11 protein-coding genes, 1 tRNA gene and 1 riboswitch are annotated in these 12,715 nt (G+C 71.1%); of the genes, 5 read left to right on the forward strand and 7 right to left on the reverse strand.

Features of this window, described 5'->3' with window-relative positions; all coding sequences use genetic code 11:
- Positions 1 to 234: 234 nt before the first annotated feature.
- From ACWD4G_RS41280 to ACWD4G_RS41295, 4 genes are all read right to left on the reverse strand, one after another.
- Positions 235 to 1,179, reverse strand: coding sequence for an aldo/keto reductase (locus tag ACWD4G_RS41280; protein WP_451303094.1), 945 nt, complete (start codon positions 1,177 to 1,179; stop codon positions 235 to 237).
- Positions 1,180 to 1,342: 163 nt separating this feature from the next.
- Complete coding sequence (locus tag ACWD4G_RS41285) at positions 1,343 to 2,398, reverse strand: M23 family metallopeptidase (protein WP_451303096.1); 1,056 nt, start codon at positions 2,396 to 2,398, stop codon at positions 1,343 to 1,345.
- Between the two features lie 11 nt (positions 2,399 to 2,409).
- Positions 2,410 to 2,580, reverse strand: a riboswitch (cyclic di-AMP (ydaO/yuaA leader).
- A gap of 309 nt (positions 2,581 to 2,889) precedes the next feature.
- Complete coding sequence (locus ACWD4G_RS41290; RefSeq protein WP_451303098.1) at positions 2,890 to 3,585, reverse strand: GTP cyclohydrolase II; 696 nt, start codon at positions 3,583 to 3,585, stop codon at positions 2,890 to 2,892.
- A 158-nt stretch (positions 3,586 to 3,743) separates the two neighbouring features.
- Entirely contained in the window at positions 3,744 to 4,268 is a 525-nt protein-coding gene (locus tag ACWD4G_RS41295; RefSeq protein ID WP_451303100.1) for a MarR family winged helix-turn-helix transcriptional regulator, read from the reverse strand.
- A gap of 116 nt (positions 4,269 to 4,384) precedes the next feature.
- On the opposite strand from ACWD4G_RS41295, the gene ACWD4G_RS41300 reads away from it, so the two are divergent.
- The gene (locus tag ACWD4G_RS41300) at positions 4,385 to 5,554 is read left to right on the forward strand and encodes a dihydrofolate reductase family protein (RefSeq protein ID WP_451303102.1); all 1,170 of its coding nucleotides are present in this window, start codon (positions 4,385 to 4,387) and stop codon (positions 5,552 to 5,554) included.
- Positions 5,555 to 5,777: 223 nt separating this feature from the next.
- Positions 5,778 to 5,851: transfer RNA gene (locus tag ACWD4G_RS41305), tRNA-Met, on the forward strand.
- A 135-nt stretch (positions 5,852 to 5,986) separates the two neighbouring features.
- Here the strand turns inward: ACWD4G_RS41305 and ACWD4G_RS41310 are convergent.
- The 3 genes from ACWD4G_RS41310 to ACWD4G_RS41320 form a co-directional block, all read right to left on the reverse strand.
- Positions 5,987 to 8,428 carry a beta-alanine-activating enzyme beta-propeller domain-containing protein gene (locus ACWD4G_RS41310; RefSeq protein WP_451303104.1) on the reverse strand — a complete coding sequence of 814 codons (2,442 nt, stop codon included), beginning with the start codon at positions 8,426 to 8,428 and terminating at the stop codon, positions 5,987 to 5,989.
- A gap of 321 nt (positions 8,429 to 8,749) precedes the next feature.
- Complete coding sequence (locus ACWD4G_RS41315; protein WP_451303106.1) at positions 8,750 to 8,968, reverse strand: hypothetical protein; 219 nt, start codon at positions 8,966 to 8,968, stop codon at positions 8,750 to 8,752.
- Between the two features lie 84 nt (positions 8,969 to 9,052).
- Positions 9,053 to 9,934 (reverse strand): cyclase family protein, encoded by an 882-nt coding sequence (locus ACWD4G_RS41320; RefSeq protein WP_451303108.1) that lies wholly within the window; start codon positions 9,932 to 9,934, stop codon positions 9,053 to 9,055.
- Positions 9,935 to 10,039: 105 nt separating this feature from the next.
- On the opposite strand from ACWD4G_RS41320, the gene ACWD4G_RS41325 reads away from it, so the two are divergent.
- The 3 genes from ACWD4G_RS41325 (at position 10,040) to ACWD4G_RS41335 (ending at position 12,558) form a co-directional block, all read left to right on the forward strand.
- Positions 10,040 to 11,035, forward strand: coding sequence for a LysR family transcriptional regulator (locus ACWD4G_RS41325; RefSeq protein WP_451303110.1), 996 nt, complete (start codon positions 10,040 to 10,042; stop codon positions 11,033 to 11,035).
- Positions 11,036 to 11,159: 124 nt separating this feature from the next.
- Entirely contained in the window at positions 11,160 to 11,744 is a 585-nt protein-coding gene (locus ACWD4G_RS41330) for an RNA polymerase sigma factor (RefSeq protein ID WP_451303112.1), read from the forward strand.
- A gap of 1 nt (position 11,745) precedes the next feature.
- Positions 11,746 to 12,558 (forward strand): hypothetical protein, encoded by an 813-nt coding sequence (locus tag ACWD4G_RS41335; protein ID WP_451303114.1) that lies wholly within the window; start codon positions 11,746 to 11,748, stop codon positions 12,556 to 12,558.
- The last annotated feature ends 157 nt before the right edge of the window (positions 12,559 to 12,715 follow it).

The raw sequence follows: 12,715 nt of genomic DNA on the forward strand, positions 1-12,715 counted from the left end.
TTGGATGGCGTGAACTTTGCTGAGCCGGCTGTACGCGACGGACATATGACACACCGGCCCGGCCCCTTCCGTCCGTACGCGGCTTCCCCGCCGTCCCCATGACCGCCCTCGCTACGGGCCGCCGTCCCGCTCCAGTTGCGGGCCGCCATCCCGCTCCAGTTGCTGGCAGGCGTGCCGGTGGGCGGCGCCCACCCCGTCGTTGTCCGTTCGCTCACGCCGACGTGGATCTCGGTGCTACTCCGACGCCTCTGTCAGTCGGTTCAGTTGCTCGGGAGTCAGCGTCAGGTCGGCCAGGGCGAGGAGTGGGGGGAGTTGGGTGAGGTCGCGGGCCGAGGCTATGGGGGCCGCCACCGTGGGCTGGGCCGCGAGCCAGGACAGGGCGATGGTCGCGACGTCCGCGTTCCTCTCGGCGGCGATCTCGTCCAGAGCTGTCAGGACTCGGGTGCCCTTGGGGGTCTCCAGATAGGCGCCGGCGCCTGCGGAGCGGGGGCTGTCGACGGTGGTGCCAGGGCGGTACTTGCCCGTCAGGAAACCCATGGCCAGGGCGAAGTAGGGGACGGCGGCCAGGCCCGCTTCGGTTGCCAGGGTCTGGAGGGGGCCCTCGTAGGTCTCCCGCGAGACCAGGTTGTAGTGGGGCTGTAGGGCGACGTAACGGGCCAGGCCCTCGGTGTCGGAGAAGTCCAGGGACTCCTTCAGTCGCTCGGTGGTGATGTTGGACGCGGCGATGGCGCGTACCTTGCCCGCCTTCACCAGGTCGTCCAGGGCCGTGATGATCTCCTCCACCGGGACTTCGGGCTTGTCGAAGTGCGTGTAGTAGAGGTCGATGTGGTCGGTGCCCAGGCGGGTGAGGGAGGCGTCGGCCGCCGCCTTGATGTTGGCGGCGGTCAGGCCGGGGAAGTCGGGGTGCTGGCTCACCTTGGTCGCGATGACCACGTCGGAGCGATTGCCGCGGGACTTGACCCACTTGCCAATGATCGTCTCCGACTCGCCTCCCGTGTGGCCGTCGACCCAGTGCGAGTAGGAGTCCGCCGTGTCGACGAAGTTGCCGCCGGCCGCCGCGTAGGCGTCGAGGACCGCGAAGGAGGTCTGCTCGTCCGCCGTCCAGCCGAAGACGTTGCCGCCCAGGCAGAGGGGGAAGACCTCAAGATCGGACGTGCCCAGCTTGCGAAGAGAAGTCATGTTCTTCGTCAACAGCCTTGGCGGACGCCCGCATTCCGCGATGCCATGAACACCGGGTGAGGGGAGGGGGGCGCCCACCGTCGTCGCCGGCGGCGCCGTTTGCGCGAAAAACACGAGGGCCGTGTCCAGAAGGACACGGCCCTGAAAAGTCACACCGGAAAAGTCAGATGCTCAGGCCCTTGCTGCGCAGCCACGCCGCCGGGTCGATGCCGCTGGCGCTGCCGTCGGGGTGGACCTCCAGGTGGAGGTGGGCGCCGGTGACGTTGCCGGTGGCGCCCACTCGGCCGATGACATCGCCGGTGGCGACCTTCTGGCCGACGCTGACGCCGATGGAGGACTGGTGGGCGTACCAGATCTCGGTGCCGTCATCGAGGGTGAGGACGGTCTTGTAGCCGTACGAGCCGTCCCAGCCGGCCTGGGTGATCGTGCCGCTGTGGACGGCCTTGATGAGGGTGCCGGTGGGGGCGGCGAAGTCGAGGCCGGTGTGGTAGCCGGAGGACCAGTAGGAGCCGGCCTGGCCGAATGTGGAGGTGATGGTGTACGAGGAGGTCGGCAGCGCGAACTGCTTGGCCAGCTCGGCGAGGCGCTCGGCCTCCTTCTTCGCCGCGGCCTCCTCCTCCGCCTTCTTCTTGGCGGCGGCCTCCTTGGCCTCGGCTTCCTTCTTCTCCTGGGCGGCCTGCTCGGCGGCCTTCTCCGCGGCGGCGGTCTGCGCGGCCTCGGCGGCCTTCAGGTCGACGGCGTCCTGCTGGGACTCGGCCTGCTGGATGATGCGGGCGCGCAGTGCCTCGCCAGCGTCGGTCGTGCCCTGCTCGGTGTCGGCGGCGATCAGGCCGGCGCTGCTGAGGGGGGCGGTGGTCGCCTGCGGCTCGTCCTGGGCCTCGTCCTCCTCCTCGAAGACCGAGCCGACGTTCGGCATGTCGGGCATCGAGATGGACACCGGGGGCTTGCCGGTCTGCGCGCTGGCCATGCCCGCGCCGCCGACGGCGGCTATGACACCGACGCCGAGGACCGTGGAGCTACGGGCGAGCCCGCCGCGCTGCCGCTGCTTGGCGACGCGGTGCCGGCCGCGGACGGGGCGAATGGACTCCTCGGTGGGGTTCCACTCCTGCCAGGGGCCCTCGTTCTCGCTGTTGTAGCTGCCGTAGCCGAACGTCCGGCTCTCGCCGTCACGTTGGGCCGGTACGAACGGGGCTTCGGTCGCGGACCGGTTGGACGCCACGTGGGCGTACTCCTTTCCTTCCTTCTCGCCTACCGGGTTAGCTGACGGGTTCGGAGCAGGAAGGTCTCCTACGCGCGTAAACCAGTCGTGCTGCCACGACGGTTTGCCCGCGATTCACCCCAGGGTGGTGGTTCCCCGGTTCCCCTACCAACAAGTGGTACGGGATTCGGCGCGTGAGCACGGAGCCGCCTCTTGTGACGGCTGGGACGACCGCGCTGCGTTATCGAACGTTAATAGACGCGAGGGCCCCATTCCAAGCAGTTCTGAATGATCGTTCCGGCTTTTCCGCTGGACTTTACGGGTCATGAGCGGCCGAAAACGGGCGAGTTGACCTTCCCTCGGCGGTAACAGAAGTTCTGACGGTATGTCAGTTGTTATGCGGAGGGGGGTCGGGCGGACACGGGGAGTGATATCGAGGAGGGGGCGAGATGGTGATCATGAAGGAAATGAAAAGAGGGTCACGCCCTCGCGCCGGAAAGAGGGCCACGCCGTTACGCGGGCTCGGGCAGCGCCAGCGTGTGCTGGGTCTGGAGCACCTTCGCCCGGAGGTAACGGACATTGTGGGCGGTGGTGAAGACGCCGGTCGGCACCCGGTCCCGGACCCCGACCCCGAGGTCGCGCAACTGCTGTGCCTTGTCGGGGTTGTTGGACAGCAGGTCCAGTTCGGTGATGCCCAGGGCGGTCAGCATCTGCGCGGCGGCCGTGTAGTCGCGGCCGTCCTCAGGCAGACCCAGGGCCGCGTTCGCCTCGTAGGTGTCGAGACCCTGGTCCTGGAGGGCGTACGCGTCGAGCTTGTTGTAGAGGCCGATGCCGCGCCCCTCCTGGCGGAGGTAGAGGAGTACCCCGCCCCGGTCGGCGATCCGCTCCACCGCCTCACGCAGCTGCGGACCGCAGTCGCAGCGGGCCGAGCCGAAGACATCGCCGGTCAGGCACTCGGAGTGCAGCCGGACCAGGGGGGTCGTGCCGGGCTCGGGGTCGCCGAGGACGAGCGCCAGATGCTCCTGGCCGTCGACGAGGCCGTGGAAGGTGACCATCTCGGCGTCGACGGCGTAACCGTCACCGAAGCGCAGCGGCACCCGGACACGGGCACGCGGGGTGGCGGCGGCAGGGGCAGTGGCGGTGACCGTGGCGGCGACGGTGGCAGTGGCGGACGTGGCTGCGGCTGTGGTGGCGGGGGAGTCGGGCATGCGGTTCTCCGGTCCTCGGTCCTGTGCGGGTGGGCGGCCACTCCACATCTGGTTCAGATTTGAAGCAACGCCTCCCGGCGACTCTAACCCCTGCTTCAAATTTCAAGCAACAGATTTACGGGGAGATCACATTCCCGACACCGCAGAAGTGAGCCAAGTCATCCGTCGGACGACGAGCACGACCTGCGGCGCCACGGCAGCTCGTCCGCGCCGGGCGGGCGGTGGCCGTCCTCACCCTGGAGCGCCGCCGCGATCCCCGTACAGATCTCCTCCAACTGGCCGATCTGCTCGGGGCGGAGATGGTCGAAGACCGCCTTGCGGACCGTTTCGACATGGCCCGGCGCCGCGCGTTCCAGCAGGGCCATGCCCTCGTCTGTCAGTACGGCGATACTGCCCCGCTTGTCCCACTGGCAGTTCTCGCGCCGCAGCACCCCGTCGTTCTCCAGCCGCGTCACGGCGTACGTCAGCCGGCTGCGCGTGATCTTCAGACGCTCGGCGACATCCGTCATCCGCATCCGGTGGTCCGGCGCCTCGGAGAGCGCGGACAGGATGGAGTAGTAGAGGTGCGGCAGGCCGGCCTCCTGCTGGAGCTGCCGGTCGAGCGCGTCCTCCAGGAGTGAGCTCGCGGCGATGAACGCGCGCCAGGCACGCTGCTCCTCGGGGGTGAGCCAGCGGGTCGTCATGCGTACAGTGTAGATGTTGCTTAAAACTTGAACCAAGCCCGGCGTTCGTCCAGGTCACCCCGCCGTTCGTTCCCGGCCATCCCGCCGTTCATCGTCATGTCACAGGGAGCGCGCCCATGCCTCAGCCCTACGTCCTGTTGTCCGCCGCCGTCTCCCTCGACGGCTACCTGGACGACACCGGGCCCGAACGGCTGCTGCTCTCCGGGCCCGCCGACTTCGACCGGGTCGACGAGGTGCGCGCGGACAGCGACGCCATCCTGATCGGCGCCGGCACCCTGCGCACCGACAACCCCCGGCTGCTGGTCAACTCCCCCGAGCGACGCGCGGCCCGGGTCGCCGCCGGGCTCCCGGAGTATCCGCTGAAGGTCACGGTCAGCGCGTCCGGCGAGCTGGACCCGGCGGCCCGGTTCTGGCACACCGGCGGCGAGAAGGTCGTGTACACGACTGACAAGGGCGCGGAACGCCTCCACGCGCTGGGCCTGGCGACCGGCGTGGACGTGGTGTCCGGCGTGGACGTGGTGTCCCTCGGCCCCGATCTGGAGTGGCCGGCCGTCCTCGACCATCTCGGGGACGTACGCGGCGTACGACGTCTCATGGTCGAGGGCGGTGGCCTCGTCCACACCCAGCTGCTCCAGCAGGGGCTCGCCGACGAGCTGCGGCTGGCCGTGGCGCCGGTGTTCGTGGGGGAGGCGGACGCACCGCGGATGTTCGGGACCGGGGCGTATCCCGGGGGGCCGACGAGCCGGATGCGGGTGGTGGAGACCCGGCCGGTCGGGGACGTCGTCCTGATCCGGTACGTCCCCACGGCGCCCGGCACCGGGATGAACGGCTCCGCCGCCGACCGGCACTGGCTGGCCCTCGCCTGTGAACTGGCCGCCGAGTGCCCGCCCTCCTCGACCGCGTTCAGCGTGGGCGCGGTCGTGGTCGCCGAGAACGGTACGGAGCTGGCCCGCGGGTACTCGCGGGAGGGCGGCGACCCCGTCGCCCACGCCGAGGAGGCCGCCCTCGCCAAACTCGACCCCGCCGATCCGCGCCTCGCCGGCGCCACCGTCTACAGCAGCCTCGAACCCTGCGCCCACCGCGCCTCCCGGCCCGCCCCCTGCGCCCGGCTGATCCTCGACGCCGGAGTACGCCGCGTCGTCACGGCCTGGCGGGAGCCCGACACCTTCGTCGAGAACGCCGCCGCCGGGAACGCGATCCTGTCGGAGGAGGGCGCCGACGTCGTCGTACTCCCCGAGTACGCGGAGCGCGCCAAGACGCCGAACGGGCATTTGCTGGGCGGGTGACGGGGCGCTGGGCGAGCGAGGAGGCTGGGGGCACCGACCACCCCCCGACCACCGGGCGAGCGAGGAGGCTGGGGCCGGGCGGCCGGGGAACCAGGGCCATACGGCCGGGGGAACCGAGTCCGGGCGGCCGGGGGAACCGAGGGTCGGGTCGCCCGGAGATGATCTTCGGGTGGGTAAAGCGTGTGCTCGGGGCCCCGCGGATGGGGTACTCTGGTTTCACCGACGCGGGGTGGAGCAGCTCGGTAGCTCGCTGGGCTCATAACCCAGAGGTCGCAGGTTCAAATCCTGTCCCCGCTACTGAAGGCCTTGGGCCGGAACCCGATCAAGGGTTCCGGCCCAAGGTGTTTTCGCGTTCCATGCGGCGCGGGTGATCCGCCAGGGCGGACGGGACCCGTGGTCCTTCCGGACCCGGGTCGGGTCACCCGTCGCCGTTCAGCGGCTGACCGCGTAGACCGTGCCGCTGTCGTTGCCCACGTACACCGTGCTGCCGATGGCCGCCGGGGACGAGCGGATGTCGGCGCCGGTGCGGTTCACCCACACGCGCTTGCCCGTGTCCGCGTCGACGGCGTAGAGGTTGCCGTTCTTGCTGCCGACGTAGACCGTGCCGTCGAGGTAGGTGGGCGAGGAGTACACGACGTTGCCGATGGTGAACTTCCACTTCTGCTCACCGGTAAGGGCGTCCACGGCGTACAGGTTGCCGTCGTCGCTGCCCACGTACACCACGCCCTGGGCGACGAACGGCGACGAGCCGACCCCGCCCTTGGTGGTGAACTTCCACTTCCGCTCGCCGGTGTCGCAGTCGACGGCGTAGAGGCCGCCGTCGTAGCTGCCGACGTAGACGACGCGGTCGGCGATCGCCGGGGACGACTTGACGTCGCCGCCCGTCTCGAACGACCAGCTGCGTTCGCCGGTCGCCACGTCGACGGCGTGCAGGAGGGCGTCCTCGCTGCCCACGTACACCTTGTTCCACGCCACGACCGGGGAGGAGCGGATGCGGCCCCCCGCCGCGTACGTCCACTTCCGGTCGCCGGAAGCGGCGTCCACCGCGTACAACTTGCGGTCGTCGCTGCCCACGTAGACCACTCCCCCGGCGACCACCGGCGAGGAGTTGACCTCCCCCTGGGCGCTGAACTGCCAGCGCTGGTCGCCGGTCGCGACGTCGACGGCGTAGAGGTGGTAGTCGGCGCTGCCGAAGTACGCGATGCCGCCGGCCACGGCCGGGCAGGTGTAGACGCCGTTGCCGGTACTGAACTGCCAGCGGGGCTTGCCGGTTTCGGCGTCCAGCGCGTACATCGTCCCGTCCCTGCTGCCGGCGTACACCAGTCCGCCGGCAGCGAGCAGCGCGGGCGCGATCGGGCCGCCGGTGCCGTACGTCCAGCGGCGGCGGCCGGGGGTGGGGGTGGTCTCCGGGTCCTTCAGGGTGGTGTCGTCCGTGCCCTTGCCGGTGTCGCCGTCGCCCCGGCCGAGGAGGTACGTGCCGACGCCCACGGCGGCCACGCCACCGACTCCGGCGAGGGTGGCGAGCACGCGACGGCGGGTGGGCGGGGCGGGGGCGGGGTCCGTTCGTCGGGTGGGCGTACTGGGGTCGGGGTCCGTTCGCCAGGTGCTCGTGCCGGGTGGGGTGGGCGTGGGGGGCGGGCCGAAGCCTTGGGGTGGCCCGATGGCTTCGCCTTGGGGCGCTCCGGTGGCTTCGTGCTGGGGTGTTCTGGTGGCTTCCCCCAGGTATTCCGGGCCCTCGGTGTCGGGCTCGGTCGGGGTCGCCGGGGTGAAGGGAAGGGCCGTGGTCGGAGTCGGTCCGGCGGTCGGCGCGGGGGTGGAGGCGGGAGTGCGGGCGGGGTCCGGCCCGGGCGCGGGGCCCGATACGGGTCTGGGGCTCGGGGGGCCGAAGCGCGCGGCCGGGGTTCCGAACGCCTCCGGTGGGGCCACCGGCACCGCTCCACCGGCCGCCTCCGCCCGTCGTACCGACGCGGCCACGGGCGCGGGCAGCCAGGCGCCGCCCTCGAAGGCGAGGGTGACGGTTTCGGTTTCCTCGTCGTACGCCGTCGTACGGGAGGGGGAGGAGGTCGGCAGGAGACGGGCGGCGAACTCGTCGAGGAGTTCCGCGACCGTCGGCCGCTGGACGGGGTCCTTGTCGAGGCAGCGGGCGAGGAGCGGGCGCAGGCCCTCGGGCACGGCGGTCAGATCGGGCCGGTCGTGCACCACGCGATACCCGAGCCCCGCCGCCGAACCGGCCCCGAAGGGCCCCATCCCGGTGGCCGAGAAGACGAGTACGCCCCCGAGGGCGAACACATCGGCGGGCGTACTGGCCCGCCCGCCCGTCAACTGCTCGGGCGACATGAACGCGGGCGTACCGACCACGACCCCGCTCCGGGTCAGCGAACTCGACCCGGCGCTGATCGCGATACCGAAGTCGATCACCTTGGGCCCGTCGGGGGCCAGCAGCACATTGGACGGCTTGAGATCCCGGTGGACGAGCCCGGCGGCATGGATCGCCCCCAGCGCCTCGCTCAGCCCCGCGCCCAGCGCGAGCACGGACGCCTCGGGCAGCGGGCCGTGGCGGGCGATGGCGTCGTCGAGCGAGACACCGGCGACATGGACGGTCGCGAGCCAGGGCGGGTTGCCGTACGGGTCCGCGTCGATGACCGCCGCCGTGAACGCCCCGCTGACGGCCCGCGCGGCCGCCGCCTCCCGAGCGAACCGCTGCCGGAACTCCGGCTCGTACGTCATCTCCGGCCGGATGGTCTTGACGGCGACCGCACGCCCGCCGGGCGAACGCGCCAGATAGACCCGCCCCATCCCGCCGGCCCCGAGCCGCCCCAGAATCCGGTACGGCCCCACCTGCCGCGGATCACCGCTCTCCAACGGCTGCGCCATGGACCCCCCTCCCCGCGGCCGGAGGCTCGTCTCTCCCCGATCACCCCGGTCTACCCGGTCTACCCGGTCCGTCCGGTCTCCCCGGATGTCTGTCCCGTCCATGATGTCCGCCGTCCACAAAATCCACACCCGTCGTGCGCACGGACGCAGTGGGCATGGCCGGAGGTTCCCGTCACTTCTGGCACATGGGTCGCGGGCTTCGGCCACGCGGGGGTGCGGGGGGTGAGGATCTCGGGGCATCCGAAGGTGGGATTCCCAGCGATGGTGGCGAGCGGCAGGGGTCCCGGTGAAGGCGCCGAAGGGCGGCCCAGCGCGTGTTCTCTACACGGGCGGGTTCCAGTCGTACGGGCCGCCGCCCCGCCACTCCGTCAGTTCGGGGTCGTCGACGGCGGTCTCCTTGGCCGGCAGACCGGCGTCGTGCAGGAACTCCATGACGTCGAACAGGTTGTAGGCGGTGCCCACGCGCTCACCGTGGATCAGCACCTGTCGGCCGCCGTCCGACGACGGCGGCAGCACGACGACTGGAGGACGCTCGTCCATGCCACCACCATGCGCCGGTTCACGCCGGTACGCAGCTTAACCCTGCTCCGCCCGGGTGACCGCCCGGACGACCGCTCCCGGGCCTCACGCGCCGCCGGTCTCGACCAGCGCGTACGCCCGTACCGGGAACGTGCCCATGCCCTCGACCGCCGGAGGCGCCGCGTGGAAACGGAACCCTCGCGGCGGCAGCGCCTCCAGCCCGCGCAGGTGTTCGACCACGGGGATGCCCGCGGCCAGCAGTCCGGTGTGGGCGGGGCGGGTGCCGTCGTCGGTGTCGTCGATGTTGAGCGAGTCGATCCCGACGAGGACGGCCCCCTGTTCGACCAGCCAGGCGGTGGCGTCCGCCGTGAGATACGGGTGGCCATGGCCGTACCGCTCGGTGCCGAAGTGCCGGGCCCACCCGGTGTGGATCAGTACGGCCTTCCCGGCGACGTCGTACGCCGACAGCAGCTCACGCCCCACGGCCCGCCGCCCACCGCCGGCCCCGTCCACCGTCGGGTCGCGGTCGTCCCCCGTCGCGTCGCGGTCGTCGTCCAGGGCTCGTACGACGATGCCGTCGAGGTCGGTGAGGCGTTCGAGGGGGAGTCCGGCGAGGTCGGGGCCGTCGCCGTAGCGGTGGAAGGGGCTGTCGACGTACGTGCCCGTGTTGGAGACCATCGCGATACGGCCGATGGCGAACTCGGTGCCGGGGGCGTAGATGTCGCGGGAGGCGGCGCGGGTGAGGTGATCGCCGATCTCGGGGCCCGGCAGACCGGGGTAGGTGATCATGCCGTGCCGGACGGGGTGGCTGAGATCGACGATCCGACGGGCCTGACGGACCTGACGGGCCCGACGGGCCGTGCCCGCCTCGGCCGCCGCACCTGACTGGCGGGTCTCGTCCGTCTCGCCCACCTCATCCGTCTCGCCCACCTCATCCGTCTCGCCCGTCTCGCTCGTCTCGTCCAAGTGATCTGACTCGCCGCTCACGATGCCCTGCTTCCTCTGTTCACAATGCGTACCAAAAGCCAATCCTTGCTGCAGCTGCGCTTGAGAACAAGCGATGTTTTCTGAAGCCTCGCTACAGTGCGGCTTATGGAACTGGACCCCCGTCGGCTGCGCGTCCTCCGTGCGGTCGCGTTGCGCGGCGGTGTGATGGACGCGGCGAAGGTGCTGCATCTGACCCCCTCGGCGGTCTCCCAGCACCTCGCCCAGCTCGAACGCGAAGTGGGCCAGCCCCTGATCGACCGCTCGCGCCGCAGGGTCGGCCTCACCCCGGCCGGAAAGCTGCTGGCCGCCCGAGCCGAACGTATCGAGCACGAACTGGCCGAGGCACGAAGGGAGTTGACGCTCCTCACGGGCCGGGTGACGGGCCCGGTGTCGATCGGCGCGTTCTCCACGGCGGTCAGCCACCTCCTGGTCCCGGCCCTCGGCACCCTCGCCCGCACCCACCCCGGTCTGCGCCCGAGCGTGATCGAGTCGGAGGGCCCGGAGGCGCTGCGCGATCTGCGCACCGGCGGGCTGGACCTGCTCGTGGTCGAGTACGACGCCGACGACCCGGCCCCCTCCCACCACGCCAAGGACCTGGCCTCCGCGCCGATCGCCGACGACGAGTACCGCGTGGTGACACCGGCCGACTGGGCGCCCGCGCCCCGTACGGTCCGGGACCTCACCGACCGGCCCTGGGTGACCGGCCCGCCCGGCACAGCCTGCCGCCGCGCGCTGGAGCGCGTCTCCGCCCAGTACGGTCTCGCTCCGCGACTCGCGCATACGTGCCGTGAGTTCCGGACGGTTCTCTCCCTGGTACGGGGCGGCCTCGGGGCCGCGGTGCTGCCCACGCTGGCCCTCGCCGATGCTCCGGCCGACATGGTCGCGCTGCCCGGTGTGCCGGTCGCGGGGCATCGGCGCATCGCCGTGGTCTGGCGGTCCTCCGGGGATGTCGGCGTGCGCTCCGGGGCGGCGACGGCCGCTTCCTCGGACTCGGCCTCGACCGCCGCTCATACGGCCGCCACGCCCGACCCCCTGACGTCCGCCCTCGTGGCCGCCCTCCAGGAAGCCTCCGGCCCCCTCGGCCTCACCCCGATCGACTGACCCTGAGACTGACCTCGTCGGACGTCGGCCCTCATCACCCGACGAACGTTTTTCCGTGGTGCTCCGTCGAATGAGAAAGGAGGGAAGGCGAGGGAAGGCAAGGGAAGGCGGGGGAAGGCGGGGGATGGTCGGCAGATGGAGAACGAGGTCCGCGGGGGCCTCCGAGGCACCGTCGACCGAGGAGGCGCCGCTGTCGGAGGTGTCCTCGACCGAGGCGCCGTTGTCCGAGGCCGCGGACGTCGAGTTGGTACGTGCCGTGCTGCTTCTCGGAGGAGTTCCGTGGGGCGAACTCGACGACGGTGTGCAGCAGGTCCAGTTGAAACTGCTGGAGACCCGGGCCAGGCGCTCCGGAGAGGTGATCCGGAAGCGGCGGGCGTGGCTGTCGGTCGTGGCGTCCCGTGTCGCCGTCGACTGGCACCGCGCCCGTGCCCGGGACGCCGGGCTGCACGACCGGCTGGCCGCCAGATGGCGGCAGCGCCCCCCGGTGGAGCACTCCGAGGAGGACCGGCTGCTGGCGCTGGCGGTCGCCGACGGGCTGGAGGGGCTGCCCGCCGTACAACGGCAGATCCTCGCCCTGCGCTTCTACACGGACCTGCCGGTACGGGACATCGCCCGGCTCCTCGACATCCCCGAGGGCACGGTCAAGAGCCGGCTGCACACGGCGGTCGCTGCCATCGGGGCACGGCTGCGCGAGATGGAGGTGATCTGAGGTGACGCATCCGCATCCGCCCGAGCCGCCCGAGCCGGACGAGACGAACGAGACGAACGAGACGAACGAGACGAACGAGACGAACGAGAGGAACGAGAGGAACGAGTCGGACGAGAGGAATGAGTCGGACGAGGAGCTGTTGCGCCGGGCCTTCGCCCTGATCGGCGAGGAGGCGGCCCGCCCCGAGCCCGCCGGCACTCCGCTCGTCACCCGAACGACGACGACGGTCCGGTGGGGTCGTCGGCGCCGAACGGTACTGGCCGCCGCGCTCGCCACCGCCGCCGCGCTCTGCGTCGGAGTCCTCGGGGTCACCCTGCTCGACGGCGGAACCACGAGGTCCACGTCCACCGGAACCACCGACTCGGCCGACTCGACCGACTCCACCGCTTCCGACGCTTCCGACGCTTCCAGCGGCTCCGCCGGTGCCGAGCAGGGGTCCGGCCAGGGCCAGACGCTCCCCGAGTGGATCGCCTGTGGACGGACCATCGCGGAGGGGGACGTCGTGGCGGTACGCCCGTCGCCGGAGGCGGGCCGGGTCCTCGTGACGTTCGACGTACGGGACTGGATCAAGCCGGACCATGGCGAGAAGCGCGTCACCCTCGACGTCGTGGACCCCACCGAGGCCCGTGTCCACGAACCCTGGGAGAAGGGGCAGCACCTCCTGGTCGTCGTCCCGGAACGGCGCGACCTGGAGACGGACACCTTCCAGGGCGAACAACTGGAGTGGTATCGCGCCAAGATCGAGCAGGGCCTGTCCGAGGCGGCGACCACCGAGTGCCCTTCCATCTGGAGGAACGCACCGGAGGAAGGGTAGGGGCGGCAACCGGGGCGTAAAACGAGTGGCCGGTACCAACCCTCCTCACACTCTTCACACTTGACCACTCTCGAACACAAGTGCGCTAATCATCACTCCAGTTGCCCGGGGGAAACACGCGACTGACCACGTTCCGCGGGGATGCCATCGACCACCG

The sequence above is a fragment of the Streptomyces sp. NPDC002643 genome (assembly GCF_053592555.1).